This window comes from Arthrobacter sp. QXT-31, assembly GCF_001969265.1.
Lineage (GTDB): Bacteria > Actinomycetota > Actinomycetes > Actinomycetales > Micrococcaceae > Arthrobacter.
On the sequence record NZ_CP019304.1, the window covers coordinates 1,712,180 to 1,738,884 of the forward strand.

A 26,705-nucleotide genomic window follows, 5' to 3' on the forward strand; every position below is an offset into this window, starting at 1 on the left:
CCTGCTGACTAGTGTGGACCACATGCGCAAACTCCAGGCCAAGATCATCGAAGAAATGGGCGTTCAGCCCCAGATCGATCCCGCAGAGGAGGTGCGCAAGCGCGTCACTTTCCTGAAGGAGTACCTGAAGGCCACCGGCACCAAGGGCTTCGTCCTGGGCATTTCCGGCGGCCTCGACTCCACACTGGCCGGGCGCCTGGCACAGCTGGCCGTCGATGAGCTGCAGGCGGAGGGCACGGATGCGCAGTTCGTGGCAGTCCGCCTCCCCTACGGCGTCCAGCACGATGAAGAGGACGCGCAGGCAGCCCTGGACTTCATCAGGGCCTCCAGGGAATGGACGTTCAACATTTCCGCCGCCGTGGACGGCTTCGAGGACGAGTTCGAAAAGACTGTCGGCAACGGGATTTCCGACTTCCACAAGGGCAACACCAAGGCCCGCACCCGCATGATCGCGCAGTACGCCCTGGCGGGCGAGCACAACTACCTCGTCATCGGCACGGACCACGGCGCTGAATCCGTCACCGGGTTCTTCACCAAATACGGTGACGGCGGCGCCGACATTCTGCCGCTCTTCGGCCTGAACAAGCGGCAGAACCGCTCCCTCCTGGAACACCTCGGCGCTTCGGAGCGGCTATGGAAGAAGGTGCCCACCGCCGACCTCCTGGACGACAAGCCGGGCCGGACGGACGAGGACGAACTCGGCCTGACGTACGACCAGATCGACGACTACCTTGAGGGCCGCGAGGTGACCGAGGGCGCAGCGGCCCTGATCGAGGAGAAGTACCTGCGGACCCGGCACAAGCGCACTGTCCCGGTCAGCATCTTCGACTCCTGGTGGAAGGGCGAGGGCCCGGAGGAGCCCCGGGCGGGACTCTAAAACCCGCCGGGGATCCGGTGCGGCGGCGCCCGTTTGGGTCAGCCGTCCCTGGGCAGTCCACCTAGGGCAGCAGCAGGATCTTCCCGCGTCCGTGGCCGCCGCGGCTGATGTCCAGGGCGTCGGCGGCCTCGATCAGCGGCATGCGGTGCGAGACCGTGAAGGTGATCTGGCCTTCCGCGGCGAGCGTCGCCACCTCCGCCACCCGGTTTTCCAGCTGCTGGACGGCCGCCAGGCCTGCCGCCGCTGACTGCTCGCCCGGAACTGTCGTGACTGCACGGCCGTTCCCCTGGAGCAGCTCGGCGGTTGTCGCCAGCGAATCCTCGCTCCCCACCGTGTCCAGGACTGCCGTGACGGTGCCGGCGTCGTCAGAGACTGAACGCACCCGGTCCGCAAGCCCGGAACCGTATACCACCGGTTCGGCACCCAGTTCCCGCAGGTACTCCTGGTTGGCCTCCGACGCGGTGCCGATCACCCGTGCACCGAAGGCCTGCGCAATCTGGACCGCGGCCGAGCCAACCCCGCCGGCGGCTCCATGGATCAGCACCGTGTCCCCGGCTCCCAGCGCCAGCTGCTTCAGGGCCGAATACGCCGTCCCTCCGGCCACCGGGATGCACGCCGCCTGTTCGAAGTCCACCCCCGCCGGCAAGGGGGTCAGCTGGTCGGCCGGCACCACGGCTTCCGTCCGGTAGCCGCCGAGGAGTCCGTTCCAGATGACCTCGTCACCCACGCCGAATCCCTCAAAAGCGGGCCCGACGGCGGTCACCACACCGGCTGCCTCGCTACCGGGCACCACCGGAAAGTCCAGGGGGACCCACTTTTTCAGGTAACCGGCCACCAGTTTCCAGTCCGCGGGGTTGACGCTTACCGCCCGGAACTCCACCCTCACCAGGCCATCACCTGGCTCGGGGAGCTTTTCGGTACCCACCTTCAGGACCTGCGGATCACCGTACTCCTCAAAGTAGACCCGTGTGCTCATGGCTCTGGCTCCTTCGATGCTGTCCAGGCTTTACGAGGGGAGGAACTCTTCTGCAAGGGTAGGCATGCCCGGCAGGCACCACAACAGTTTTTGCACGGCTTCGAGGGAGGCGGCCGTCCGACGGCGGCCTGCGGCTACTGCCGCTGGTTCGGCCGCCGGCGATCGCCGCCCGCGCCCAGCCGGACTGTGAGCCGGTGGGCCTCCTCCAGCAGAAGCCGCCCCAGCAGTTCGCGCCGGTCCTCCCGGAACCGGGGCTCAATGCCGGTCAGCGACAGCGCCCACGACGGCCGACCGGCCTGGTCGAAGACGGCCGCACCCATGCCCCAGCTGCCCTCCAGCACCAGGCCCGGGTTCACTGAGTAGCCCCGCCGGCGGGTTTGCTGCAGGTTGTTCCGGACCACGTCTTCCGGGTGCCCGCTGGCGTATTTGCCGGCGTGGACGGCCCAGTCACCCAGGATCTGCTCCTGTTCGGGTTCGGGCAGGAAGGCCATTATCGCCGTTCCGGCCGAGGCTACGCCCAGCGGAAACCGGACGCCCTCATGCAGCACGAAGGATCGGACGGGGAAGCTGCCTTCCTCCCGCAGCAGGCACACGGTCTCGGCGCCGCGCCGGATGGAAAAGAAGGCGCTCTCACCGGTTTCCTCGGCGAGCCGGCGCAGGCTGGGCCTGGCGAGGTCCTCCAGCGGAAAGCGCGCCGCGGCCACCGATCCCATCAGCAGCGCTTCGGGACCCAGCACCCAGTTCCCGCTCAGGGGGTCGTGGTCGAGGAGGCCCTCGGCCGCGAGCGACGTGAGCAGGCGGTGCACGGTGGGACGGGTCAGCCCTGAGTCCCGTACCAGCTCCACGAGCGGGCTTCCCTCAGGCTTGCGTCCCACGATGCGCAGAAGGCCTGCAATGCGGCTCACGACCTGTGCGCCCTGGACTGGTGCCTGGTTCATGATCACTCCCGATGCTCCATATTGTGGACACTTCCCAGCCTACCGTCCACAGTGTAAAAGGGCGACGGTCCCGGGCTCCTGAATCCTTGACACCCACTCCGGCACCCGCATACGCTCCACAGGCAGAAGCAGCGTCCACAAAGTGGACTGCGCCACAGCTCAACGAGGAGATGCGATGTCCAAACTTAAATCCGGTGCCGCCGATGCCCTGAGCGATGTCCTGAAGGACGGGATCACCCTTGCCGTGGGCGGGTTCGGGCTGAGCGGCATTCCGGCCGATCTGATCGAGGCCGTACGGGATTCCGGGGTGCGGGACCTGACCGTGGTGTCCAACAACATGGGCGTTGACGGCAAGGGCCTGGGCGTCCTGATCGAGGCGGGCCAGGTCCGCAAGGTGATCGCCTCCTACGTCGGCGAGAACAGGCTCTTCGCCGAGCAGTACCTCGCCGGGGACCTCGAAGTGGAGTTCACCCCGCAGGGCACTCTGGCCGAGCGGCTGCGCGCCGGCGGCGCCGGCATCCCCGCGTTCTACACGAAGACAGGTGTGGGCACGCTGGTCGCAGAGGGCAAGCCGCTGGCGGAGTTCGACGGCGGGACGTACGTCCAGGAGCGGGCCATCCGGGCTGACGTCGCCCTGGTCCACGCCCACACCGCGGACACGGACGGCAACCTGATCTACCGCTACACCGCTCGGAACTTCAACCCGGTGGTTGCCACCGCGGGGGCCGTCACCGTCGCGGAGGCGGAGGTCATCGTCGAACCCGGCGCCCTGGATCCAAACCACATCGTCACGCCGGGCGTCTACGTCCAGCACCTGGTCCAGGCCAGCAACAGGGTCAAGGACATCGAGCAGCGCACCGTCCGCCCTGCTGGCGACCGGATCAGCGCTGAACTCGTCAACAACTAAGAAGGAGATTCCCGTGGCCTGGACCCGGAATGAAATGGCTGCCATCGCGGCCGAAGAACTGAACGACGGCGACTACGTCAACCTCGGCATCGGCATCCCCACGCTCGTCGCCAACAACCTGCCCGACGGCGTCCGGGTGGTCCTGCAGAGCGAGAACGGCCTGCTCGGCATGGGCCCGTTCCCGTACGAGGGCGAGGAGGACGCCGACCTCATCAACGCCGGCAAGCAGACCGTCACGGTCCTGCCCGGCGGCAGCATTTTCGACTCCGCCACCTCCTTCGGCATGATCCGCGGCGGGCACGTGAAAGTCGCGATCCTCGGCGCCATGCAGGTCTCCGGCACCGGGGACCTTGCCAACTGGACCATCCCGGGCAAGATGGTCAAAGGCATGGGCGGCGCCATGGACCTCGTGGCCGGAACCCCGCGTGTGGTGGTCCTCACCGAACACAACGCCAAGGACGGCTCAGCCAAGATCGTTTCCGAATGCACCCTTCCGCTCACCGGCGTCGGCGTCGTGGACCGGATCATCAGCGACCTTGCGGTTTTCGATCTGGAAAAGCGCGACGGCGGCCGGCAGCTCACCCTCACCCGCCTCGCCCCCGGGGTCACGGTTGAGGAGATCCGGGAAAAGACCGAAGCCGGGTTCAGCGTGGCCGCGGAGCTGCACGCCGAACCGGCCCGGCAACAGGGACGGCCGTAATTACCTTCGGCTGCTGAGTACTCTCAGCCCCGCCCGCGGATCAGCCGGGCGATCCCGGTGAAGCCCAGCCGCTCGGCGTTCTCCAGCGCGGTCCTGCCCTGCGGGTCGCGGATGTTGGGGTCCGCCCCGGCGTCGAGCAGCTGGCGGACCACGTCCTGCTGCCTGGGCCCGCCATTGTTCAGGAGGATGGCTTCCTGCATGGCGGTCCAGCCGAGGTTATTGACGTGGTTCACCGGGACCCCGGCCTCGATCAGGATCCGGACTGTTTCCACGTGTCCGTGCTCGCTGGCCGGGATCAGGGCGGTCCCGCCGAAGCGGTTGGTGCTCCTCACGTCCGCCCCGTTCGCAAGGGTCAGCCGCAGAACCTCATTGAAGCCCTCGGCGCCCGCGTACAGGAAGGCCGAATCCTGGATGGAGTCCTTGGCGTTCACGTTGCCGCCCTCGCGGATCAGCTGCGCCACGAGGGCCACGTCGTTGGCCTTCGCAGCCCGGACCAGCCGCTGGTCCAGCTTCTGCTGCTCGGCCGGGGACAAAACAGGACGGGTGGTGGGCGCGGAAGCCGGCGGAGCCGGCGTGGCATTGGCGGCAGCGGACGACGGCGCCGGGCTTGCGGTGCCGCTGCCCGGGCCGGTCCCGGTTCCCGCCGCCGGATTTTCCGCCGTCGGACTCACTGACTGGGGGCTGGCGGCACTGGAACTGCCGGCGGAGGGTGCCCCGGGGGCGCACCCCGCCAACAGAACAGCCGCTACCGCCAGGCCGGCGAGGGGAAGTGCGGCACCCGCCCGCCCGCCGTCGTACACGTCCCTTGCCACGTGCCGCAGCCTACTTGGCGGCGATCACGGCGGCGCCGGCCTCGGCGCACGCTTCATCCAGCTTGCCGTCCGGGGCGCCGCCGACGCCGATGCCTGCCACGGAGACGCCGTTCACCTTCAGCGGGACGCCGCCGGGGAGGAAGAGGGTGCCGGGAAGGTCAGCGATGCTCGGACCGGTGCCGCTGATCCGCTTGGCGAGTTCGCTCGTGGGGCTTCCGAAGGCAGCGGCCGTGTACGCCTTCTGCTTGGCGGATTCGATGGTGTGCTCGGCAGCGTTGTCACCGCGCAGGAGTGCCTGCACGGTGCCGAACCGGTCCACCAGGGCCACCGTGACGAACGGCAGCTTGTCCGCCTGGCACTTGGCAAGCGCCGCACCTACCGCCTTTGCCGACGCGCCGACGGTGATCCGGTTCTGGGCGACCACATTCTCATCGATCGGCTGGACGTCCGCGGCCGGCACGGCCGCCGGGGCTGCTGCCGGCTGCGCAGCAGGCTGGGCAGCCGCGGCTGAAGACCCTGATCCGGCGTTGGCGACGGCGGTGGCACCGGCGGTGATGACGAGGGCTCCGGCTGCCGCGGCGGCAAAAATCTTCTGGGACTTCTTCACGGTGGTTCTCCTTCAATGAGCGGCTTCTTGTGAGCGATCGGTGTGCCAAACAGCTACATATCCATGGTGGCCCCGTGCCGGTCCGGGCACATCAGGCCATCAGTTGGGGCTGGCTGGTCCTTTCAGCTGCCGCTATCAGCCAAAAGGTTGAGAGACCAGCAACGGCGCGGGCAATAGCATGGTTCGTAGCACGTCACCACCGGAACCGGACCCGCCATGCCCTCCCCAGCCCCTCCCGCCGCACCGGACCTGCCTCCCGCCGCCACCGGCCCTGCTCCCCCCGCCGCAGGCAGCCGGCTGGGACGGATCGACGCGGCGGTCCACCTCGGTTTCGCCGTCCTCATCGTGGCCTCCGCGGTGCGGTACGTGATGCGGCACGGCCCCGCGGACAACCTGCTGGTGCTCGCGCTGGCGGCCGCGGCCTGTGCCCTGTACGCCATCATCGCCGTGCTCGCCCAGCGCCGACGCCCCTGGGCGCTGTGGATGTTCGTCCTCGTGGCGGTCTGGGCCGTCCTGGTGGTCTCCGCGCCCAGCTTTGCCTGGTGCTCGTTCGCACTGTTCTTCCTGTGCCGCATCGCCTTTACCGGGGCAGTCGCCTATGCGGCGGCAGGAGCGACGGCGGCAGCCACCGCCGCGGGACTGTTCCGGCTCAGCGACGGCACGGACCTGGCCATGCTCCTGGGCCCGCTCGCCGTCGGCGTCCTGCTGACGCTCATCTACGACCGGATTGAGCACGACGCCGCCGAGCAGCGGCGCCTGCACCACGAGGTCTCGCTCGCCCAGGGACAGCTGGCCGCCAGCGAGCGCAGGGCCGGCACCATCGCGGAGCGCGAGCGCGTCTCGCGGGAAATCCACGACACCGTGACCCAGGGCCTGGCCAGCAGCCTGCTCCTGCTGGAAGCCGCAAACCGCGCCTGGCCGGAACCGGCGTCGCGGCGGGATCTCCGGCAGGCCAGCGAACTGCTGCGCCGGAACCTGTCCGACACCCGCAGTCTGGTCCACGAACTGGCTTCCCCGGGCCTCGACGCCTCGCCGCTGCCGGACGCCCTGCGGCAGGCCGCCCTCCAGTACGTGCCGGGCGCCAGGCTGCTGGTCACCGGCGAGCCCCGGCAGGTGGCGGCGGAGGTGCGCCATGCGCTCCTGCGGGTGGTCCAGAGCGCCGCCGCAAACATCAAGCTGCACGCTTCCGCCAGCACCGCCACGATCACGCTCGGCTTTCTTCCGGACGCGGTTACGCTGGACATCTACGACGACGGCACGGGCTTCGATCCGGCAGCGGTAGCACCGCCGTCGGACGCCGGAGGTTACGGCCTGCGGGCCATGCGGCAGCGGGTTGAGCAGCTCGGCGGCGCCTTCTCGGTGGAAAGCGCCCCGGGCGAGGGAACTGTTGTGGCGGCACAGCTGCCGGCACCGCCGCCAGTCAAGCTGCCGGCCAAGGGGGAAGAATGAGCGTCATCACCGTGCTTTTGGTGGACGACCACCTTGTGGTCCGAAGCGGGCTGAAGGCCCTGCTGGGCACGCAACCGGATATCGATGTGGTGGCGGAGGCATCCTCCGGCGAGGAGGCCCTGGCGGCCGTGGAGGAGCACTCACCCAACGTCGTGGTGATGGACCTGGCCATGGGTCCGGGCATGGACGGGATCGAGGCGATCAGGAAACTCCGCGAGCGCAACCGCCGGCAGGCTGTGCTGGTCTTCACCACCTACGATTCCGACGCCGACATCGTCCGTGCCGTGGACGCCGGGGCCATGGGGTATCTCCTCAAGGATGCCGCCCCCGAGGAGATCTTCGCTGCCATCCGCGGCGCCGTCCAGGGAAAGAGCGTCATGAGCCCGCCGGTGGCCTCGCGCCTGTTCCAGCAGCTGCGCAACCCGGACGAGGTGCTGACGCCGCGGGAGGCCGAGCTCCTGAGCCTCCTCACCGAGGGTCTCAGCAACCGGGAGCTGGGGCAGCGGCTCTTCATTTCGGAAGCCACGGTCAAGACCCACCTCGCCCACATCTATGCCAAGCTGGGCGTGGACACCCGGGCCGCGGCTATCGCCACCGCCATCCGCCGCGAGGGGATGCGCTAGCAGCGGGGGCTAGACTCGACCCTGTCCCAGCCCCCCTGCCCTCCGAGAGGAACAGCCATGCGCGCCACCATCATCCACGGCCCTGGAGACATCAGGGTGGAGGACCGCGACTATCCGGCCGTCCAGCTCCCCACGGATGCGGTGGTCCGGGTGACGGCTGCCTGCGTCTGCGGCTCGGACCTGTGGCCCTACCGCGGGGTGAAGCCGGTCCACCGGCCAACCGCCATCGGCCATGAGTTCGTCGGCGTGGTGGAAAGCACGGGCACCGACGTGTCCGCGCTCCGCGCCGGCGACTTTGTCATCGCCCCCTTCGTGGTCAGCTGCGGCCAGTGCCCGCAGTGCCGGAACGGGGTCACCGTGGCCTGCGAGCGCCTCGCCGGCTGGGGCGGAAAGGACGACGCCGGATTCCCGGTCAGCGGCGGCCAGGGCCAGGCCGTGCGAGTCCCCCTCGCCGAATCGACGCTCGTCAAGGTGCCTGGGGTCCGCGAACCGGACCCCAAGTTGCGCAACAGCCTGCTGACCCTCTCCGACGTCATGGCCACCGGCCACCACGCCGCAGTCAGCGCCCAGGTGGGCCCGGGCCGGACCGTTGTGGTGGTGGGCGACGGCGCGGTGGGGCTGTGTGGCGTCCTGGCCGCCAGGCGGCTCGGGGCCGAGCGGATCGTCGCAATGTCCCGCCGCGCGGACCGGCAGGCCATCGCCCGCGAGTTCGGCGCCACGGATATCGTGGCGGAACGCGGCGACGACGGCGTTGCCAAGGTCCGCGAACTGCTCGGCGGTGTCCTGGCCGACTCCGTGCTGGAGTGCGTGGGGACCAAGGAGTCGATGGAACAGGCGCTGCACTCCGTCCGGCCCGGCGGCGCCCTGGGCTTCGTCGGTGTTCCGACGGGCGGCGCGGAGATCCCGCTGCGCTATCTGTTCGACAAGAACATCACCGTGGCCGGCGGTATGGCCCCGGCCCGCACCTACATCCCCGAACTGCTCAAGGACGTGCTGTCCGGCGCCATCAATCCCGGGCGGGTGTTCGACGTCGAGATGCCCCTGGAGGACGCTCCGGAAGCGTACAAGGCGATGGACGAACGCCGGGCCATCAAGGTGCTGCTGACGCCGTAAAAAACGGTTGCGTACCCACGGGACCGGGTCTACCGTGATGCGCATCAGTTCCCACCGCCGTCGAGGAGCCGTCATGGCAGGGTTTGTGCAGATCATCGAATTCCAGACCTCACGCATCGAGGAGATCGAAGCGCTGGGCCGCCCGTCAAGAACCGAGGGAACCACACTCCCGACGTTCCGGCGCATCAGCGCCACAGCGGACCGCGACCGTCCCGGGACGTACTTCACCATCGTGGAATTTGATTCCTACGAGTCGGCGATGGAGAACTCCAACCGGCCGGAAACCTCCGACTTTGCCGCGAAGATGGCCGCCTTGTGCGATGCTCCCCCGGTGTTCCGCAATCTGGACGTCATGTGGGAGGACACCGGACAGAAGCAAGGCAGCACAACCTAGGCCGGGACGGTCCGCAGCGTCTCCGACGCATATTAATCGGCAGATTCTCCCGTTACAGCTGGGACTCCTGATGACGGCAGCTATTGCACGCCCGGCGGATGGCCCATAGGTTGGAGACAGCGGACAACAGTTTCCGTCTCTGCCTGCTGTCGGAGCAGGACCAGAAAAGGGTTACAAAGGAAGTAGCAATGGCAACAGGCACAGTTAAATGGTTCAACGCCGAAAAGGGCTTCGGCTTCATCGCTCCGGATGATGGATCGGCAGACGTATTCGCCCACTACTCGGCAATTGCCTCCAGCGGCTACCGCTCCCTGGATGAAAACCAGAAGGTCGAATTCGAAGTGACCCAGGGCCCCAAGGGTCCGCAGGCAGAGAACATCCGCCCGCTGTAACGGCTTTCCAAGACTCCCCTGTCCGTGCCTGGCACGCACAGGGGAGTCTTTGGTTTCTGCCCGGTAGAGTGCCGCCATGGATGAAAAAGCGACCCTGCACCACTACCTGCGGACCCGACGCGCCCAGCTCCTCGCCAAGCTCGACGGCCTGGGTGAATATGACATCCGCCGGCCAATGACGCCCACGGGAACGAACCTCCTGGGACTGGTCAAGCACGTGGCCAGCGTGCAACTGGACTATCTCGGCGAGGTGTTCGGACGGCCGAGCGGCCGGGTACTGCCCTGGTTCGCGGACGGCGCCGAGCCCGATGCGGACATGTGGGCCACCGCTGAGCAGACCCGAACGGAAATCGTCGAGCTCCATCACTTCTCGGCGGCGCACACCGACGCCACTATCGAAGCGCTGCCCCTGGACGCCCCCGGCGTTGTGCCCTGGTGGCGGGAGGAGCGCCGGAACGTCACCCTGCACCAGATGCTGGTGCACATGTGCGCCGAGACCTCCCAGCATTTGGGGCACGCAGACATCATCCGCGAATTCATCGACGGCTCCACCGGGCAGGGGCCCAACGACCCCAATCTGCCCGCGCGGGGCGCCGCGGAGCAGGCCGGCTACGTGGAGCGGCTGGAAGCGGCGGCACGGGAAGCCGCCGCACTTGCAGGGTGACCCGGCCCGGGTGGAACGCCCTAAACGAAGGCTGATTTTCCCGTCACGGCGCGTGCCACAATCAGCGAGTTGATTTCGTAGCTGCCCTCGTAGGTGTAGAGAATCTCCGCGTCCCCGAAGAGCTTTCCCATCTCGAAGTCGCTGCTGATGCCGTTTCCGCCCAGCAGCGACCGCCCCAGCGCTACGGAGGCGCGGGCCAGCCGGGTGGTGGTGGCCTTCGCCATGGCCGCCTGGGCCATTTCCAGCCTGCCCTCTTCCTGGATCCGGGCCAGCTGCGCCATCAGCGCCAGCGAGGCCGACGCATTGCCCAGGATCTCGGCGAGCTGCTGCTGGATGAGCTGGAAGCGGGCCAGCTCCTTGCCGAACTGGCGGCGCTGCAGTGAGTAGGACCGGGCGACGTCAAAGGCGGCGAGCTGAATGCCGGCGGCCTGCCAGCCGACCCAGGCCCGGGAATCTCTCAGGAGCTCGTTGGCCTTGGTGAAATCCGTGGCCCCCGGGAGCAGGTTGGCCTCCGGAATGCGAACGCCGTCCAGTTGGATGTCCGCGTTCTGCATGATCCGCAGCCCGATCTTGTTGCTGATCTTGGTGGCCGTGTATCCGGGGCGGTCCGTCTCAACGATGAAGCCCTTGATCTGCTGGTCGGCGGTGTCCCGGGCCCACACCAGCGCAAAGTCGGCGATGGTCCCGGCGCCTATCCACCGCTTGGCGCCGTCGATTACCCACTCGCCGTTCTCAAGCCGGGCCGTCGTGGCCAGTCCGCCTGCGATGTCCGAACCGTGCTCCGGCTCGGTCAGCGCGAAGGCTCCCAGCTGCGTGAACGCCCTCAGGCCCGGAAGCCAGCGCTGCTTCTGCTCCTCCGATCCCAGGGCGTCGATCATGCCCACGATCAGCTCGTTATGGATGCCCACCAGCGCTGACAGGGACACGTCGGCACGGGCCACCTCAACGTACATCAGGCCCTTGAACAGCGTGGAGGTCCCGTCCGTCTGCAGCCCGCCAAGTCCGTGCTTGCCCATTTCCGCGAGGAGACCGAACGGGAACTCCTCCCGGTTCCAGTACTCGATGGACTGGGCCCGGACCCTGGACTGCAGGAAGTCCCGGATTTCGAGGTAGCGGGTCCGTTCGGCCGGCGGAAGCAGATCCACAACATACATGAGGTCCGCATCGGCAAACGGCAGCGGCACACTAGCGGCGTCTTCAGTCGTGGCCATTGCGGGCTGTCCGTTGTCACGTCGTTGTGGCTGCACGGGCATACATCCCTTCGCTCTTCCAAACCCTTGGATGTCCTAGTATATATAGCACAGCGATGTGGATCACTAGGACGTGAACCCCCGGGTGAAAGGTGCCCCATGACAGTCACCGACGACTTCCGCGCCGCACGCGACCAGCTGCTCGCCTTGCGCCAGGACTACCGCCAGGCGAGGAGCCGCTTCGAATGGCCCCGGCCCCAGGAGTTTAACTTCGCACTCGATTGGTTCGACGCCATCGGGGCCGATCCTGCCACCGGCGGCAACCCTGCACTGGTGATCGTGGAACAGGACGGCTCGGCCACCCGCCGCAGCTTCACCGATCTGTCCGCACGGTCCAGCCAGGTGGCCAACTGGCTCCGCAGCCAGGGCGTGAAGCGCGGCGACCGCATGATCATCATGCTCGGCAACCAGGTGGAACTGTGGGAACTCGTGCTGGCCGGGATCAAGCTTGGCATCGTGCTGATCCCCACCACCACCCTCATGGGACCGGCGGACCTGAAGGACCGGGTGGAGCGCGGGGAAGCGGGCTGGGCCGCCGTCGGCAGTTCAAACCTCGGGAAGTTTGCCGAGGTGCCCGGCAGCTACCGGCTCATCGAAATCGCCGACGCCGGCAGCAGTGCCGCCAGCGCCCCCGCCAGCAGCGCTCTGCGGTACGCGGATTCTGCCGCCTCCCCCGCCGAGTTCCACCCGGACGCCCCCACCCAGGCGGACGATACCCTGCTCCTCTACTTCACCTCAGGCACCACTTCCAAGGCCAAGCTCGTGGAGCACACGCATACGTCGTACCCCGTGGGCCATCTGTCCACGATGTATTGGATCGGGTTGGAGCCGGGCGACGTGCACCTGAACGTGGCGTCCCCGGGCTGGGCGAAACACGCCTGGTCCAACCTGTTCGCCCCGTGGATTGCCGAGGCCTGCGTCTTCGTCTACAACTACGAACGCTTCGACGCCAAGGCCCTCATGGAGCAGATGGACCGCGAGAAGGTCACCAGCTTCTGCGCTCCGCCCACGGTCTGGCGGATGCTCATCCAGGCAGACCTTGGCCTCCTCAAGAACCCTCCCACCAAGGTTGTTTCAGCCGGCGAGCCGCTCAACGCCGAGGTCATCGGCCAGGTCCAGCGCGCCTGGGGCCAGACCATCCGCGACGGCTTCGGCCAGACCGAGACAACGGTGCAGGTCGCCAACACGCCCGGCCAGCCCGTGAAGATCGGCGCCATGGGCCAGCCCCTGCCCGGGTATGACGTGGTCCTCGTCGATCCGGCCACCGGGGAAGAGGCCGACGACGGCGAGCTGTGCCTGCGCCTGGACCCCCGCCCCGCCGGGCTGATGAAGTCGTACTACGGCGATCCGGAGAAGACGGCCGAGGCCTTCCGCGGCGGCTACTACCACACCGGCGACATGGCCAGCCGGGACGAGCACGGCGTCATCACGTATGTGGGCCGGGACGACGACGTCTTTAAGTCCTCCGACTACCGGCTGTCCCCGTTCGAGCTGGAGAGCGTGCTCATCGAGCACCCGGCCGTGGCGGAGGCCGCCGTCGTCCCCTCCCCCGATCCGCTCAAACTGTCCGTACCCAAGGCGTTCGTGGTGCTGGCGGCTGGCCACGAACCGGGGCCGGAGCTCGCCGAGGAGATCCTGCGCTATTGCCGCGACCACCTGGCGCCGTTCAAGCGCATCCGCCGGTTGGAGTTCGCCGAGCTGCCGAAGACCATCTCGGGCAAGATCCGCCGGGTCGAGCTGCGGCACAGTGAGGAGATCCGCCACGCGGACGGCGCCCGGCCCGGCCCGGCCGGCGCTGCCCGCGGCCTGGGCACGGAATACTCCGAGACGGATTTTCCGGGCCTGAAAAGCCAGGGCTGAGCCGTGGGCTCTCCACTGCCCCGTGACCCGATTGCCGCCGCGCAACGCAACTGGGAAATCCACGGCTGGGGTGACGTCGCCGCACCGATGGCCGCCATCACGGCAATCATGCGCACCCAGCAAATCCTGATGGCGCGGATTGAGGGGGCGCTGAAGCCGTTCGGGTTGACCTTCGCACGGTATGAACTGCTCGCGCTGCTCAGCTTCGCCAGGAGCGGCGCGCTGCCCATGAACAAGGCGAGCGCCCTGCTCCAGGTCCATCCCACCTCCGTGACCAACGCCGTCGACCGGCTCCAGACAGCGGGACTGGTGGTGCGGTCACCGCACCCCACCGACGGGCGCACCACCCTGATCGAACTCACGGCCGAGGGCCGAACGCTGGCAAAAAGGGCGACGGCGGTGCTCAACAGCGAGGTATTCAGCCAGTCAGGTTTCGGCGAACAGGATCTCCACCAGCTGATCCGGATCCTGCGCGACTTCCGCCACGGCGCCGGGGATTTTACCGACTGAGCGGGATTACGGAACGGCCGGCCCGGTCTTGCGGGCCGGCCTGATCCTGAGACTAACCGGCCCCTGGGGCTGCCGGTCCCCCTGCGGCTAGCCGCTCGGCACGCCATCCTTGTCCGCCCGGCTCTGCGCATGGTCTTCCGACCGCCGCTGGAGCTCCTGGACGAACGCGTCCAGCAAGGCCGCCTGCTCCGGGCTGTTGGCCAGCCGGATGAGGTCGGCTGCCGTGCTGGCCACCTTGATGTTGGTGTGCTGGCTGTACTGGGCCAGCAGCTCGAAGGCCGCCTCGGAGCCAATCCGCAGGATCCCCATCAGAATGCCCTTGGCCTGCTCGATGGTGCTCCGCGTGCCAAGCGCGCCTTCAACCGCTTCCCGCGCCGCCCGTTCGGTTTCCCAGTGCAGCGTGCTGGTCAGGTCCACGATGAACCCTTCAACAGCAACGAGCCCTCCGTTACCCGTGAGCGCCTCGCCGGCGGTGAGGACACGGTGTTCCCGCAGGCGCGCATCAATGATGCGGTGGTAGCTGCAGAAGAATCCGCCCGCTTCGCAGGCTGCCATGAAGATGTCGTGGCAGCGCTCCCTGTCATCGGGGTGCTTGTGTGCATAAAGAAGCTCCACGGTGGGCACGATCTCGCCGCGGCGGTACCCGTGGAGCGCGTACAGCTCGTCCGACCATTCAAGCCGGCCTGAAATGGCGTCGTAGTGGAACGTGCCGGCAACACAATCGGCTGGCCCGAGGGCACTCGAGTAGGCACGGACGGTTTTCGGAAGACTCATGGGACTCCCTACCCGGCCATCCCCTGGCACTGAACGGGCATGCGCTTGGGCAGCGGGTGCACGGCCGCGCGGGGGCGGGAGCCGGGGAGCCGCTCCGCCGGTGCCGCGGCCAGCTCCTTCACGTGTCCCATGCCCGCATATTCACGGACGGCGGCAATGCCCTCCACCGCGGCGGCTTTGCTGGGAAAAGGGCGGGACACGGCCATCACGGTGCCGTCCGGGGCGGTGAGCTGGAATCTGAATGAAGCGTCTGCGTCGGTGAAGAGTTCGAACATGCCAGCCATTAGCCCTCCTGGATCCGGGAACACGGCGTCCGGGACGCCGTCGTGCCGGAAGCAGCTGAAGTTTTTTCTCGGTTCCGCACCCGCGGATGAGCAGGGGCGGAAATTGAAGAATTTATGAAATTGTGAACTACTTCCCGCGCGTTGGCAAGGGTCCGCCCGGCCTCCGGCGCGCCTCCGTCCCTGTGCAGGACAGGTTCGCCAACAAAAGTTGATCCCGTTCGTCTGAGACAGACCGTTCTGTCTCTATACTTAGATCTGTACGTCTTGGGGGCATCAGTTTGGCGGGACGAGCAATGCCTGGCAAGGAACACTGGAAGGAATCCACAATGGGTGACATGCCCGACGGCGTGATCCACACCGAGGTGAAGGCGGACCTGTTTAAGTCCATGGGCCACCCTGCGCGTATCCTGGTCCTGGAAATGCTTGCCAGCGGTCCGGTTACCGTGAGCAGCCTCCGGGACGGCACCGGCCTCGAAGCCTCGAACCTTTCACAGCACCTTGGCATCCTGCGGCGCCAGCGGCTGATCGTCCCGTCCCGCAAGGATGGCCGCCTCTTCTACGAACTGACGTCCCCCGAGGTGCGAGAAGTCCTCGACGCCGCCCGCGGCCTGCTGGGCGCTATCCTCGACGGCGGCCTGCGCCAGAATGGCGGATCCGGTGCCGCCCCAGCCACGGCACCGGCGCCGTCACTGACGTCCGCGGCACAGGCCGCAGGCTAGCCGGAGACTTTTGCGCCGGAGGCTTTTAGGCGGGGTCGGCGACGGCGGCCGGTGCGGAATGCCCGAAAAGCCAGGCCGCGACGTCGCTCCTCAGCACGACGTGCGGGCTGCCCGTTCCGCTGACACTTCCGGCCGGAACATAGTAGCCGCGGCCGCCGCCGGGACCGCCGGCGGCACGGTCCAGTGCCTCCACGATCCTGCGGCTCAGATGCCCCTGCGGGCCGGTGGCGTGGATTTCTTCAAGCTCAGCGGCTGTGAGCCGTCCCAGTACAGCAGCGATATCGGCCACGATCGTTCCCCTTTGCGCGTTGCCTCGATTGACAGGCCTGCCTGCAATAACAGGGTGCCTGAAGTGCAACGCTAAGGCATGGCGATTAACGGCGGGTGAATTCGTGGCGGCAATTTGGTCAGTAAGGGCGATTTGGTCAGTACAGGAAGATATCGATCCACGTCCGGTTGTGCGCGTGGAGCAGCACCAGGAACAGCACGAAGTCGAAGAGCAGGTGCACGCTGACGATGTAAGACAGGGACTTCGTTACGGTGAAGATGCGGGCCTGCAGCAGTGCGAAGGGGTAGATGAAAAACGGCGCCCACGACTTGAATCCCAGTTCCCACAGGAACGAGGTGAACAGCACCGCCTGCAGCAGGTTGGCCTGCCAGTCGGGCAGGTGGCGCCGCAGCAGCGCGAAGCAGGTGCAGATGAAGAACAGCTCATCCCAGATGCCCAGGGCGTTGGTGCCGATGAAGAGCCGTGCGATGCCCTCGGGGTCGTGCACAGCAGGCCAGTTCATGTAGACGCCGGTCCGGATCATGTACACGGGCAGCAGGGCATAGCCAATCACCACGACGGCGGGCAGGTACCACTTCTCTGCCCGTGTCCACTTCTGCCCGGTCAGGACCGGGAACACCACCGCATGCTCTTTGGTGACGAACCGCGACACGGCGTAGGGAATCCCGACGGCCGCGATCATCGCCGAACCCATGACGAGCATGTGGGACGTGCTGACGTCGGTGGTGATGGGCACGGCACTGATGATGGCCACTCCGGCTGCAATCAGCGCGAGGTCGCGGCACAGCAGCCGGTCCACCAGCGCCGCAACCGCGAGTGCTGCGGCGAGCAGGGCGTAGCCCGGCAGGGGCTGGTGCAGGACGAACAGGACGAAGCCGGCCGCCGAGACCATGGCTGCCGGGACGACGCGCAGGGAGGTCCCCTGGGCGGTTCGTTCCCCGGTTAGCGGAGTGCTCACCGGTGCCTGAACTCCGGCTGGCGCTTCTCCGTGAAAGCAGCCATGCCTTCCTTCTGGTCTTCCGAGGCGAAGAGCGAATGGAACAGCCGGCGTTCAAACAGCACGCCCTGCGCCAACCCCGTCTCGAAGGCCGCGTTGACGGCTTCCTTTGCCAGCATGGCGGCCGGCTTCGACTTGGAAGCGATGACCTCCGCGGCCTTCAGAGCCTCCTCCACGGTGTCCGCGGCCGGCACCACCCGTGCCACCAGGCCCGAGCGTTCCGCCTCGGCCGCGTCGATGAACCGGCCCGTGAGGATCATGTCCATGGCCTTGGCCTTGCCCACCGCGCGGGTGAGCCGCTGGGACCCGCCCATGCCGGGAACCACTCCGAGGTTGATTTCCGGCTGGCCGAACTTGGCGTTATCCCCGGCAATGATGAAGTCGCACATCATGGCCAGCTCGCAGCCGCCGCCCAGAGCGAAACCTGACACCGCGGCGATCAGGGGGATGCGCAGGCGGGTGAGGTCCTCCCACCCGCGGAACCAGTCGGCGTCGTACATCTCCAGGTAGCCCTTGTCCGCCATCTCCTTGATGTCGGCACCCGCGGCGAAGGCTTTCCCCGAGCCGGTAATCACGACGGCTCCGACGCCGGGGTCGGTGTCCATGGCTGAAACCGCCGCCACGAGTTCTTCCAGGGTCGTCCTGTCCAGGGCGTTCAGCGCCTCGGGCCTGTTCAGGGTAACGAGGCCGACGCGCCCGCGGCGCTCCACCAGAATGTTCCCGTACTCGTGCGTCATCCATGCCCCTCACGTGGTTGCTACGTCCTGAAACTAAGCCTACTGTCCTGACTTGTCCCTGATGTCGGTGATGATGCCGGAAAAATCCCGGCCCGCCCCGCCCTCCGCCGCGAAGGCGTCGTAAATTTCGGAGGCCAGCGGCCCCATCCGCGCAGCCACGCCGGTGGACCGGAGGGCGTTCAGCGCCAGCCGGAGGTCCTTGGCCATCAGTGCTCCGGCGAATCCGGGCTGGTAGTCGCGGTTGGCCGGGCTGGTGGGAACCGGTCCCGGGACAGGGCAGTTGGTGGTGAGGGCCCAGCACTGTCCAGACGCGGCGGACGCGACGTCGAAGAGGGCCTGATGGGTCAGCCCGAGCTTCTCCCCGAGGACGAACGCCTCACTGACCGCGATCATCGAGACACCCAGGATGAGGTTGTTGCAGACCTTCGCTGCCTGGCCGGCGCCGTGCTCCCCGCACAGTACGGCGCGTTTGCCCATGACGTCGAACAGGGGCCGCACCGTTTCAAAGTCCTCCGGCAGGGCACCGACCATGAACGTCAGCGTGCCGGCCTCCGCCCCCACAACCCCGCCGGAAACCGGCGCGTCCACGGAGCGGTGCCCGGCGTCGAGGGCCAGCCTGGCGGCTTCGCGTGCTTCGTCGACGTTGATGGTGGAGCAGTCCAGGAACATGGTGTTCGGTGCCGCGGCGGCCAGCAGTCCCTGTTCCCCGCCGTTGCCCTGGTAGGCGTCCAGCACGTGCTGGCCGCTCGGGAACATCGTGAGCACCACGTCGGCTCCGGTTACGGTCTCCACCGCAGTCGCCGCGGTGGGGATGCCGTGCTCACGCGCAGCGTCCAGTGCGGCCGGCACCACGTCGAAGCCGATGACCTCGTAGCCTGCCTTGACCAGGTTGACCGCCATGGGACCGCCCATGTGGCCCAATCCCAGGAAGGCAACCCGCGGTTTGGCTGTATCAGGCCCGTTCACTTCATCAGGCATGGTCCGACTCCTTTTCCCACAGAACCAGTTCCCGGTCCCCCAGCGGCGCAAAGTACCGCTCGACGTCCTCTGTGCGCACCTCCTGCAGTGTGGCCGGCCGCCACTGCGGGTTGCGGTCCTTGTCCACGACCTGTGCCCGGATCCCCTCCCGGAAGTCAGGGCCGCCGAGGCAGTGCAGTCCCACCCGGTATTCCTCCGCGAGCACTTCGTCCAGGCTCAGTCCGCGTGACCTGCGCAGCGAGGCAAGGGTGACCTTGACGGCGGTGGGCGATTTCGCCTCGATCGTGTCTGCGGCGGCCGCGGCATCCCCGCCCGCGGCCCGCAGCCGCCGGACGATCTCCTCGGCGTCGTCGGCGGAATAGCAGGCGTCGATCCAGTCCCGCTGTGCTTCCAGTTCCGAGGGGGGAGCCGTTTCGGCAAAGCGTGCGACGGCGGCTTCCGCGCTTTCGTGTTCCAGCGCCGCCGCGAGCTCCGCGAGCCTTCCGGACGGGACGAAGTGGTCGGCAAGCCCCAGGAACAGCGCGTCCGCCCCGCTGAGGTGGGCGCCTGTGAGGGCGGCATGCGTGCCCGTCTCCCCCGGTGAGCGTGAGAGCAGGAGGGTCCCGCCGACGTCGGGCACAAACCCGATGGTGGTCTCCGGCATCCCGCTCCGGGTGCGTTCGGTGACGATGCGCAGGGAGCCGTGCGCGGAGATGCCCACGCCGCCGCCCAGCACCAGCCCGTCCATGAACGCGACATACGGCTTGGGGAACCGCGCAATCAGCGAGTTCATGCGGTATTCGTCCGCCCAGAAGCGTGCCGTTTCGTCGCCGCCGGCAAGAATGTCCCGGTAGATGGCCACAATGTCCCCGCCCGCGCACAGGCCGCGGTCGCCCGCGCCCTGGACCAGCACGGTGGCCACGGAGTCGTCGTCGGCCCAGGCGGTGAGCTGCTCCAGGATGGCGGCGACCATGCCGGCCGTGAGCGCGTTGACTGCCCTGGGTCGGTTGAGCGTGACCACCCCCAGCCTGCCCCGCTGCTCGAAAAACACGTCCTGGTCGAACAATCCGTCTTCTTCAGGAAGCTCCCCTTGTGCAGAGGTCGCTGCCGGGTCTGCCGGCATTCCGTTCGGGGCAGGTTCAGTCATCAGCTTCCTTCCGGCATGATGAAGCTGGCGCCCTGCCGGATGCCGGAGGGCCAGCGCGAGGTCACGGTCTTGGTCTTGGTGTAGAAGCGGAAGGCATCGGCGCCGTGCTGGTTGAGGTCCCCGAACCCGGATGCCTTCCAGCCACCGAACGTGTAGTAGGCAATGGGCACCGGAATGGGGACGTTGATGCCCACCATGCCCACCTGCACCCTGCTGGCGAAGTCACGCGCCGCGTCGCCGTCCCGGGTGAAGATGGCCACCCCGTTGCCGAACTCGTGCTCGCTGCAGAGCCGGAGGGCCTCGTCGTAGTCGGACGCGCGGAGGACGCTGAGCACCGGGCCGAAGATCTCCTCGCGGTAGATCTTCATGTCCTTGGTGACGTTGTCGAACAGGGTGGGGCCAATCCAGAAGCCGCCGTCATAGCCGTCCACGGTCAGGCCGCGGCCGTCCACCAGGAGCGAGGCCCCGTCCTCTTCGCCGGACCTGATGTAGCCCTCGATCCGCTCCTTGGCCGCCGGCGTCACCACCGGACCGAAGTCCGAGTCCTTGGCCAGGCTGTGCCCCACCTTCAGGGACTTGATCCGCTCCTGCAGCCTCGCCACGAGGTTGTTCGCGGTTTCCTCCCCCACAGGGACAGCCACGGACACCGCCATGCAGCGTTCCCCGGCCGAGCCGTAGCCGGCGCCGATCAGGGCGTCGGCGGCCATGTCCAGGTCCGCGTCCGGCATGATCACCATGTGGTTCTTGGCGCCGCCGAAGCATTGGGCCCGCTTGCCGTGGGCCGCCGCCGTGGCGTAGATGTACTGGGCGATCGGGGTGGAACCCACGAAGCCGATGGCCTGGACACGCTCGTCCTCGAGCAGCGCATCCACGGCTTCCTTGTCGCCGTTGACCACATTGAAGACGCCGTCCGGGACCCCCGCCTCGGAGTAGAGCTCCGCGAGCCGCAGCGGCACGGACGGGTCGCGTTCGGACGGCTTGAGGATGAAGGCGTTGCCTGCCGCCAGCGCCGGTCCGGACTTCCACAGCGGGATCATGGCGGGGAAGTTGAACGGCGTGATGCCGGCGACCACGCCCAGTGGCTGGCGCATGGAGTGGACGTCGATGCCTGCGCCGGCGTCATCGGAGAACTCGCCCTTGAGCAGGTGCGGGGCGCCGGCGGCGAACTCCACCACCTCGATGCCGCGCTGGATGTCGCCCCTGGCGTCCGCGAGGGTCTTCCCGTGTTCGGAGGACAGGAGGGCGGCGAGCTCATCCATGTTCTGGTTCACGAGGTCCACGAACCTGAGCAGGATGCGGCCGCGCCGCTGGGCGTTCATGGCACCCCACTCCGGCTGGGCTTTTTCGGCGTTGGCGACAGCGTTCCGGACCTCTTCCGCGCCGGCCAGCGGCACCTTGGCCTGGACCTCTCCGGTGCAGGGATCATAGACGTCGCTGTACCGGCCGGACGTGCCATCGACCCGCCGGCCGCCAATGTAGTGGGAAAGTTCGCGAACCATGGATGCTCCTTTGCATGACCCCGGTCATCTCTGGTGCTGAATCTACTCGGACTTCCTACTAAATTCCAGAGTCCCGGGGCGAGTGTGGGCAGCCGTGGCGGGCGTTTGCCGGGAGTCCCATCGGCGTCCAAGTTCGGTAAGTTAGGACTGTGAAGATAGCTACCTGGAATGTGAACTCGCTGCGTGCCCGTGCCGACCGTGTGGAGGCGTGGCTGCAGCGCTCCGACTGTGATGTCCTGGCCATTCAGGAAACCAAGTGCAAGGACGACAACTTTCCGTGGGAGCTCTTCGAGCGCATGGGCTACGAGGTGGCGCACTACGGCGTCAACCAGTGGAACGGGGTGGCAATCGCCTCCCGGGTGGGCCTGGACGACGTCGAACGCGGCTTCACGGACCAGCCGCATTTCGGCAAGGCGGGCAAGGATCCCGTCCAGGAAGCCCGCGCCATGGCCGCCACCTGCGGCGGCGTCCGCGTCTGGAGCCTCTACGTTCCCAACGGCCGCTCCCTCGACGACGAGCACATGCCCTACAAGCTCAAGTGGCTTGATGCCCTCAAGAACCACGCGGCCGGCTGGATTTCGGAGGACCCGTCCGCTCAGGTAGCGCTGATGGGCGACTGGAACATCGCCCCCACGGACGACGACGTGTGGGACATCGACCTCTTCCTCACCCAGGGCTACACTCACGTCAGCGAACCTGAGCGCGCCGCGTTCCACGCCTTCGAGTCCGCCGGGTACTCCGACGTCGTCCGCCCCCACACCCCGGGTCCGGGCGTCTACACGTACTGGGACTACACCCAGCTGCGGTTTCCCAAGAAGGAGGGCATGCGGATCGACTTCGTGCTCGCCTCGCCCGCGCTCGCCTCGCGGGTTTCCGGAGCATCGATCGACCGCGAGGAACGCAAGGGCAAGGGCGCGTCCGACCACGCACCGGTGATTGTGGAACTGACCGACTGATAGGGGCTGACGGCTGATGACAGGCAGGCATTCATGACGGGCAACCTCTACCGCGGCCAGGCCGGGTTGCCGTTTTCCTCCACGCTGCGCGTCTATGAGCCACTGGACGCGTTTCCCGAGGACCAGCGCGCCGCCATCAAGTCAGCCGGCGAGCGCGCGGTGTCCCGCGCCGCCGTCGAGAACGCGGAGCTGCAGGCTTCGCTGGGACGGATCACCCGGCCCGGCGGTGATCCGTTCCCCACGGGCCGGACCGATCTGGTGCGGGTCACCCGTGCCCCCGGGGTCCCCGTGGAGGGTGCCGCCAAGGAAGGCGAGGAGGAAGCGGCCGACGGCGTGGCGCTGCTTTACTGCCCCAGCCAGCTGGTGCTTCGGGCCGGGCTGGCGGCCAACGCCCTGATCGAAGGCATCCACGGGCCCCTGGCCGAGCTGCTGATCCCCGAGGAGCAGCGGGACAGGCACCAGGAACGCATCGACCAGGTCAACGCGCGCGACGGGATCACCCGGGTGCACACCCGCGCCTCCACCTGGGGCATCCCGTTCAGCTGGTTTTCGCTGTTCCTCGAATCAGACCCACAGGACGTCGTCGAGGCAGGCGGCAAGATCCTCACCGTGCGCGTGTGGGCACCGATCTCCGACGCCCTCGACCGGGTGCGCTACGCCGTCGCGAACCTGGCTCTCGCCGCTCCGGACCTGGACATGCTGGACGACCTCACGCAGCTCACCGAATGGCTGGAGCTCTTCCATGCCGACTCCATGGTGGAGCTGGACTACGGCGCGGTGGCGGACAAGGTCTACCCGGACGACTCCCCCATGGACGTGCGGCTGGGCATCGAGTGCCTCGCCGAAGGGGACATGACGGGCGCTGCCGCCGCCTACCGCCGGCTCGCTTCGCGCTGGATCCCCATCCGCCAGCTGGCCCGCGCATCCTAAGCCCCGACGGTCAGGAAGAGCGGGGCGGCGCCGTCGTGCGCCTGACGATCAGGCGGTGGGGCGCGACGGAGGACCGCACCGAATCGGGGATACCCAAGAGTTCGTCCAGCAGCATCTTGGTGCCAAGCTCGGCCTGCTCGTCCGGCCGCTGCCCCACGGTGGTGAGGCCGATGGCGTCGGAAAAGTCGTGGTCGTCGATGCCGATCACGGACAGGTCCTCGGGAACCCGGACACCGACGCGGTTCGCTTCGAAGATGACGCCCATGGCCATTTCGTCGGACGCGCAGAAGATGGCTGTCGGCTTGGCGCCGGGCTGGGCCCAGAGCCGGCGGAATGCCTCCTGGCCGCTGCGGACGGTGAAGTCACCCCACTCGTCCCACTCGGGCCGGACTTCCAGGCCCGCAGCCGTCATCACGTCCTGAAAGGCAAGAATGCGGACCCGGGGAACGTCGAAGTTGAGGTCCGTTTCGTCGTCGCCGTGCAGCAGTGCGATGTCCCGGTGGCCGAGTTCGATCAGGTGCTTGACGGCGGTGGAGGCCGCCGCGTAGTCGTCTATGCCTATGTAGGCACATTCCTCCACGTGGCCGCCCACCACCACCAGCGGAATGTCGATCTTCTGCAGGTGCTCGAGCTCGTCGCGGGTCAATGCCATACACAGGACCAGGAGGGCGTCGATCTGCTTGTAGACCATGGTCTTGCTGAAGAGCCGCTCGCGGTGGCTGCCGTGGCCGCCGAGGTTGAAGAGGGAAAGGTTGTACTGCCGGGCGTGCAGTTCACGGTCCGCGCCCTCGATGGCTTTCGAGAAGAACCACCGGCTCACAAACGGGGCCAGCACGCCGATGGTCTTGGTGCGGCCGGTGGCCAGGCCCGACGCCGAGGACGAGGCGACGTAGCCCAGCGCGGTGGCCACCTCGAGGATCCTTTCCCGGGTTGCCGGCGACACGCGCGGCAGGCCGCGCACGGCGCGGGACACGGTTGCCGTGGAAACACCTGCGGCCGCGGCCACGTCCTCGATGCTGACTCCTGAGTGGCCACCGCGCTGTGCCCTTTCAGTAGTGCGCGCCACGATGTCCTCTCTATGTCCTCATGCGGATTTCCGCCATATTCTCCCGGCGGCAAGAATCCATTTTAGTCCGGCCGGAGTCACTTGCGGCGGGTGGCCGTGCGGGCGGGGAGGCGCCGGCGGAGCCTGACCATTCCGTACAGTGCAAGCAGTGTGGCCAGCAGCCCCAGCGCCCAGCCGAGGGCGGGCTGCGCCGTCACCTCCATCCAGACGGTGACGACGAGCAGCACCACGGCCCAGAAGCCGAGGAATCCGATGATGATGTCGAAGTCCTCACCCGACCGGGCGCGCTTGGGTGCGGCCCGTTCCGGCTCCCGGTGCTGTGGTGCTGCTCCGTGTGTCACTTGACGGCGCCCGCCGTCAGGCCAGCCACAATCTTGCGCTGGAACACCAGCACCAGGATGACCAGCGGAATGGTGACGATGGTGCCGGCAGCCATGATCGCCGTGTACGGAATCTGCTGCGGCTGCGCTCCGGCGAAGTTGGCGATGGCCACCGTCACCGGCTGGGTCGCATCGCTGGAGAGCTGGCTGGCGATAAGGAATTCATTCCAGGAGGAGATGAACGCCAGGATCGCCGTGGTGAAAATGGCCGGCGCGGCAAGGGGCATGATGACCTTGCGGAACGCCTGTCCCTGCGTGCAGCCGTCCACGCGGGCAGATTCCTCCAGCTCCCAGGGCATTTCACGGAAGAAGGACGTCATCGTGTAGACGGTCAGCGGCAGGACGAACGAGATGTTCGGGATGATCAGCGCCTGGTAGGTTCCCATCCAGCCGATGTTGGTGAACAGCTGGAACAGCGGGGTGATCAGGGCAACGCCGGGGAACATGGAGGCGCCAAGGATGAAGCCGAGGACCATGTACTTGAACCGGAAGTTCAGCCGGGCGAGCGCGTAGGCCGCGAAAACACCGATCAGCAGCGAGATGGCGGTGACCACCACGCCGATGAAGATGCTGTTCAGCAGGGCCTGGCCGAAGCGGTTGCCGAACGAGGTGTCAAAGGCCGTGATGAAGTTGTCCAGTGTCACGTGGCTGGGCAGGATCGAGGTGTCGTACGTGAAGCCGACTTCACGGAACGCCACCACGACCATCCAGTACGCAGGTGCCAGGCACCAGATCAGGATTACCGCGGCGCTGATATAGGTGCGGGCATGCGCCAGCTTCTCCTTGTTCTGGGCCTTGCGGCGGCCCCTGTCCTGCGCCTCACGCAGGCTGGTGGCGGAGGATGTCGCGGCGGTCATTTCTTCCCCTTACCGGTGGCGCCGCTCTGCTCAACAACATTTGCGCCGAGGAAACGGACAAAGATGAAAGCGACAATGAAGATGATGATGAAGGTGATGGTGGACAGCGCCGCCGCCGAGTTGAATCCTTGCCTGATCTGGTTGATGACCAGGATGGACAACGTGGTGGTGTTGTTCGCGCCGCCCGTCAGGATGTACGGCAGGTCGAACATGCGCAGGGCATCCAGGGTCCGGAACAGGATGGCCACCATCAACGCGGGCTTGACCAGCGGGAGGGTGATCATCCGGAACCGCTGCCACGCCGACGCACCGTCCACCTTGGCAGCCTCGTAAACCTCGGCCGGGATCATCTGGAGCCCGGCGAGGATCAGCAGCGCCATGAACGGAGTGGTCTTCCAGGTGTCGGCGATGATGACTGCCCACTTGGCCGGCCACTCGCTTCCGGTCCAGAGGATGCTCGTGTTGAAGATCTTGTTGGCGATGCCCTGGAAGTCAAAGATGAACAGCCACAGCTGTGCGGTCACCGCGGTGGGAATGGCCCACGGCACCAGCACCGCAGCACGGACCAGGCTGCGGCCCTTGAACGTCCGGGCCATGATCATCGCCATCCAGAAGCCGAGCACGGTTTCCAGGGTGACGGTGATGATGGTGAAGATGAACGTGGTGCCGGTGGCGGTCCAGAACTGCGCGCCGAGGGTGCCGGGCGGGCATGCAATGGTGCCGCCGGCGGGGGCGGCACACTGCTGGCCGAGCCAGTTCACGTAGTTCTGGATGCCCGCGGGTCCGCCGGCCGTGAAGAGGCCTGTGGCAGGGTCCAGGCCGGCGTCCTTCTGGAAGGACATCACGATGGCGCTGATGATCGGGTAAACGATGACGACGGCGAGGGCGATGATGGTCGGGGCAAGGAGCCATGCGGCCCACTTTCCCTGGCTCAGGATCTTGTTGTCCTCGCCGACGCCCTTGGGACCGTGGTGGATCGGGGTGCCGCCCGACGCCGGTGCCTTGACCGGCGTCGAGCCTACTTCGGTAGCCATGGCTGAA

General features: G+C 67.3%; 31 protein-coding genes. 14 read left to right on the forward strand and 17 right to left on the reverse strand.

Features of this window, described 5'->3' with window-relative positions; genetic code table 11:
• The first annotated feature begins 22 nt into the window (after window positions 1-22).
• A complete protein-coding gene (nadE, locus tag BWQ92_RS07685) occupies window positions 23-877 on the forward strand; it encodes an ammonia-dependent NAD(+) synthetase (RefSeq protein ID WP_076798995.1) in 855 nt (284 codons plus the stop codon).
• A 61-nt stretch (window positions 878-938) separates the two neighbouring features.
• On the opposite strand, the gene BWQ92_RS07690 is transcribed toward nadE, so the two are convergent.
• The gene (locus BWQ92_RS07690) at window positions 939-1,853 is read right to left on the reverse strand and encodes an NADP-dependent oxidoreductase (RefSeq protein WP_076798996.1); all 915 of its coding nucleotides are present in this window, start codon (window positions 1,851-1,853) and stop codon (window positions 939-941) included.
• Window positions 1,854-1,987: 134 nt separating this feature from the next.
• Window positions 1,988-2,791, reverse strand: a complete 804-nt coding sequence (locus tag BWQ92_RS07695) for an IclR family transcriptional regulator (protein WP_076803581.1) — start codon at window positions 2,789-2,791, stop codon at window positions 1,988-1,990.
• A gap of 175 nt (window positions 2,792-2,966) precedes the next feature.
• Here BWQ92_RS07695 and BWQ92_RS07700 point away from each other — a divergent pair, with 175 nt between their 5' ends.
• Together BWQ92_RS07700 and BWQ92_RS07705 are read left to right on the forward strand one after the other, a co-directional pair.
• The gene (locus tag BWQ92_RS07700; RefSeq protein ID WP_076798997.1) at window positions 2,967-3,698 is read left to right on the forward strand and encodes a CoA transferase subunit A; all 732 of its coding nucleotides are present in this window, start codon (window positions 2,967-2,969) and stop codon (window positions 3,696-3,698) included.
• A 13-nt stretch (window positions 3,699-3,711) separates the two neighbouring features.
• Window positions 3,712-4,398 carry a CoA transferase subunit B gene (locus tag BWQ92_RS07705; RefSeq protein ID WP_076798998.1) on the forward strand — a complete coding sequence of 229 codons (687 nt, stop codon included), beginning with the start codon at window positions 3,712-3,714 and terminating at the stop codon, window positions 4,396-4,398.
• A 23-nt stretch (window positions 4,399-4,421) separates the two neighbouring features.
• Here the strand turns inward: BWQ92_RS07705 and BWQ92_RS07710 are convergent, their stop codons facing one another.
• Together BWQ92_RS07710 and BWQ92_RS07715 are read right to left on the reverse strand one after the other, a co-directional pair.
• On the reverse strand, window positions 4,422-5,210 hold the full coding sequence (locus BWQ92_RS07710) for an ankyrin repeat domain-containing protein (protein ID WP_442856750.1): 789 nt from the start codon (window positions 5,208-5,210) through the stop codon (window positions 4,422-4,424).
• Between the two features lie 10 nt (window positions 5,211-5,220).
• Window positions 5,221-5,817, reverse strand: a complete 597-nt coding sequence (locus BWQ92_RS07715; RefSeq protein WP_076798999.1) for a GlcG/HbpS family heme-binding protein — start codon at window positions 5,815-5,817, stop codon at window positions 5,221-5,223.
• 216 nt (window positions 5,818-6,033) lie between these two features.
• Between BWQ92_RS07715 and BWQ92_RS07720 the strand changes: the two genes are divergently transcribed.
• From BWQ92_RS07720 to BWQ92_RS07745, 6 genes are all read left to right on the forward strand, one after another.
• Window positions 6,034-7,266 (forward strand): sensor histidine kinase, encoded by a 1,233-nt coding sequence (locus BWQ92_RS07720; RefSeq protein WP_172804261.1) that lies wholly within the window; start codon window positions 6,034-6,036, stop codon window positions 7,264-7,266.
• Complete coding sequence (locus BWQ92_RS07725; RefSeq protein ID WP_076799000.1) at window positions 7,263-7,889, forward strand: response regulator; 627 nt, start codon at window positions 7,263-7,265, stop codon at window positions 7,887-7,889. Before BWQ92_RS07720 ends, BWQ92_RS07725 begins: the two co-directional genes overlap by 4 nt.
• A gap of 57 nt (window positions 7,890-7,946) precedes the next feature.
• Window positions 7,947-9,002, forward strand: coding sequence for a zinc-dependent alcohol dehydrogenase family protein (locus tag BWQ92_RS07730; protein ID WP_076799001.1), 1,056 nt, complete (start codon window positions 7,947-7,949; stop codon window positions 9,000-9,002).
• Between the two features lie 73 nt (window positions 9,003-9,075).
• The gene (locus BWQ92_RS07735) at window positions 9,076-9,396 is read left to right on the forward strand and encodes a putative quinol monooxygenase (RefSeq protein WP_076799002.1); all 321 of its coding nucleotides are present in this window, start codon (window positions 9,076-9,078) and stop codon (window positions 9,394-9,396) included.
• A 188-nt stretch (window positions 9,397-9,584) separates the two neighbouring features.
• Entirely contained in the window at window positions 9,585-9,788 is a 204-nt protein-coding gene (locus BWQ92_RS07740; protein WP_003799085.1) for a cold-shock protein, read from the forward strand.
• A 76-nt stretch (window positions 9,789-9,864) separates the two neighbouring features.
• A complete protein-coding gene (locus tag BWQ92_RS07745) occupies window positions 9,865-10,452 on the forward strand; it encodes a DinB family protein (RefSeq protein WP_076799003.1) in 588 nt (195 codons plus the stop codon).
• Between the two features lie 20 nt (window positions 10,453-10,472).
• Here the strand turns inward: BWQ92_RS07745 and BWQ92_RS07750 are convergent, their stop codons facing one another.
• On the reverse strand, window positions 10,473-11,663 hold the full coding sequence (locus tag BWQ92_RS07750; RefSeq protein WP_076799004.1) for an acyl-CoA dehydrogenase family protein: 1,191 nt from the start codon (window positions 11,661-11,663) through the stop codon (window positions 10,473-10,475).
• Between the two features lie 138 nt (window positions 11,664-11,801).
• On the opposite strand from BWQ92_RS07750, the gene BWQ92_RS07755 reads away from it, so the two are divergent.
• Both BWQ92_RS07755 and BWQ92_RS07760 read left to right on the forward strand, forming a co-directional pair.
• Window positions 11,802-13,562 (forward strand): AMP-binding protein, encoded by a 1,761-nt coding sequence (locus BWQ92_RS07755; protein ID WP_076799005.1) that lies wholly within the window; start codon window positions 11,802-11,804, stop codon window positions 13,560-13,562.
• 3 nt (window positions 13,563-13,565) lie between these two features.
• On the forward strand, window positions 13,566-14,072 hold the full coding sequence (locus tag BWQ92_RS07760) for a MarR family winged helix-turn-helix transcriptional regulator (protein WP_076799006.1): 507 nt from the start codon (window positions 13,566-13,568) through the stop codon (window positions 14,070-14,072).
• 87 nt (window positions 14,073-14,159) lie between these two features.
• On the opposite strand, the gene BWQ92_RS07765 is transcribed toward BWQ92_RS07760, so the two are convergent.
• On the reverse strand, window positions 14,160-14,846 hold the full coding sequence (locus BWQ92_RS07765) for a PAS and ANTAR domain-containing protein (protein WP_076799007.1): 687 nt from the start codon (window positions 14,844-14,846) through the stop codon (window positions 14,160-14,162).
• 8 nt (window positions 14,847-14,854) lie between these two features.
• Window positions 14,855-15,130: a YegP family protein gene (locus BWQ92_RS07770; RefSeq protein WP_076799008.1), complete on the reverse strand. Its 276-nt coding sequence runs from the start codon at window positions 15,128-15,130 to the stop codon at window positions 14,855-14,857.
• 326 nt (window positions 15,131-15,456) lie between these two features.
• Between BWQ92_RS07770 and BWQ92_RS07775 the strand changes: the two genes are divergently transcribed.
• Complete coding sequence (locus tag BWQ92_RS07775) at window positions 15,457-15,849, forward strand: ArsR/SmtB family transcription factor (protein WP_076799009.1); 393 nt, start codon at window positions 15,457-15,459, stop codon at window positions 15,847-15,849.
• A 25-nt stretch (window positions 15,850-15,874) separates the two neighbouring features.
• Here BWQ92_RS07775 and BWQ92_RS07780 read toward each other — a convergent pair whose 3' ends face one another.
• The 6 genes from BWQ92_RS07780 to BWQ92_RS07805 form a co-directional block, all read right to left on the reverse strand.
• Complete coding sequence (locus tag BWQ92_RS07780; protein ID WP_003799094.1) at window positions 15,875-16,138, reverse strand: hypothetical protein; 264 nt, start codon at window positions 16,136-16,138, stop codon at window positions 15,875-15,877.
• A gap of 136 nt (window positions 16,139-16,274) precedes the next feature.
• Window positions 16,275-17,096: a CPBP family glutamic-type intramembrane protease gene (locus tag BWQ92_RS07785; RefSeq protein WP_076799010.1), complete on the reverse strand. Its 822-nt coding sequence runs from the start codon at window positions 17,094-17,096 to the stop codon at window positions 16,275-16,277.
• Window positions 17,093-17,872: an enoyl-CoA hydratase gene (locus BWQ92_RS07790; RefSeq protein WP_076799011.1), complete on the reverse strand. Its 780-nt coding sequence runs from the start codon at window positions 17,870-17,872 to the stop codon at window positions 17,093-17,095. The genes BWQ92_RS07785 and BWQ92_RS07790 overlap by 4 nt, the downstream gene beginning before the upstream one ends.
• Before the next feature lie 39 nt (window positions 17,873-17,911).
• The gene (gene mmsB / locus BWQ92_RS07795; protein WP_076799012.1) at window positions 17,912-18,850 is read right to left on the reverse strand and encodes a 3-hydroxyisobutyrate dehydrogenase; all 939 of its coding nucleotides are present in this window, start codon (window positions 18,848-18,850) and stop codon (window positions 17,912-17,914) included.
• Entirely contained in the window at window positions 18,843-19,976 is a 1,134-nt protein-coding gene (locus BWQ92_RS07800) for an enoyl-CoA hydratase/isomerase family protein (RefSeq protein WP_083706247.1), read from the reverse strand. The genes mmsB and BWQ92_RS07800 overlap by 8 nt, the downstream gene beginning before the upstream one ends.
• On the reverse strand, window positions 19,976-21,475 hold the full coding sequence (locus BWQ92_RS07805) for a CoA-acylating methylmalonate-semialdehyde dehydrogenase (protein ID WP_076799013.1): 1,500 nt from the start codon (window positions 21,473-21,475) through the stop codon (window positions 19,976-19,978). Before BWQ92_RS07805 ends, BWQ92_RS07800 begins: the two co-directional genes overlap by 1 nt.
• Window positions 21,476-21,624: 149 nt before the next feature.
• Here BWQ92_RS07805 and BWQ92_RS07810 point away from each other — a divergent pair, with 149 nt between their 5' ends.
• Together BWQ92_RS07810 and BWQ92_RS07815 are read left to right on the forward strand one after the other, a co-directional pair.
• Entirely contained in the window at window positions 21,625-22,431 is an 807-nt protein-coding gene (locus BWQ92_RS07810) for an exodeoxyribonuclease III (protein WP_076799014.1), read from the forward strand.
• A 33-nt stretch (window positions 22,432-22,464) separates the two neighbouring features.
• Window positions 22,465-23,361 carry a hypothetical protein gene (locus BWQ92_RS07815; protein WP_076799015.1) on the forward strand — a complete coding sequence of 299 codons (897 nt, stop codon included), beginning with the start codon at window positions 22,465-22,467 and terminating at the stop codon, window positions 23,359-23,361.
• A gap of 10 nt (window positions 23,362-23,371) precedes the next feature.
• Here BWQ92_RS07815 and BWQ92_RS07820 read toward each other — a convergent pair whose 3' ends face one another.
• The 4 genes from BWQ92_RS07820 to BWQ92_RS07835 all read right to left on the reverse strand — a co-directional run bounded on the left by BWQ92_RS07820 (window position 23,372) and on the right by BWQ92_RS07835 (window position 26,698).
• Window positions 23,372-24,427 carry a LacI family DNA-binding transcriptional regulator gene (locus BWQ92_RS07820; RefSeq protein WP_076799016.1) on the reverse strand — a complete coding sequence of 352 codons (1,056 nt, stop codon included), beginning with the start codon at window positions 24,425-24,427 and terminating at the stop codon, window positions 23,372-23,374.
• 77 nt (window positions 24,428-24,504) lie between these two features.
• Window positions 24,505-24,768: a hypothetical protein gene (locus tag BWQ92_RS07825; RefSeq protein WP_076799017.1), complete on the reverse strand. Its 264-nt coding sequence runs from the start codon at window positions 24,766-24,768 to the stop codon at window positions 24,505-24,507.
• Window positions 24,765-25,664 (reverse strand): carbohydrate ABC transporter permease, encoded by a 900-nt coding sequence (locus BWQ92_RS07830; protein ID WP_076799018.1) that lies wholly within the window; start codon window positions 25,662-25,664, stop codon window positions 24,765-24,767. The genes BWQ92_RS07825 and BWQ92_RS07830 overlap by 4 nt, the downstream gene beginning before the upstream one ends.
• Window positions 25,661-26,698, reverse strand: a complete 1,038-nt coding sequence (locus BWQ92_RS07835) for a carbohydrate ABC transporter permease (protein ID WP_076799019.1) — start codon at window positions 26,696-26,698, stop codon at window positions 25,661-25,663. The genes BWQ92_RS07830 and BWQ92_RS07835 overlap by 4 nt, the downstream gene beginning before the upstream one ends.
• Window positions 26,699-26,705 lie beyond the last annotated feature (7 nt).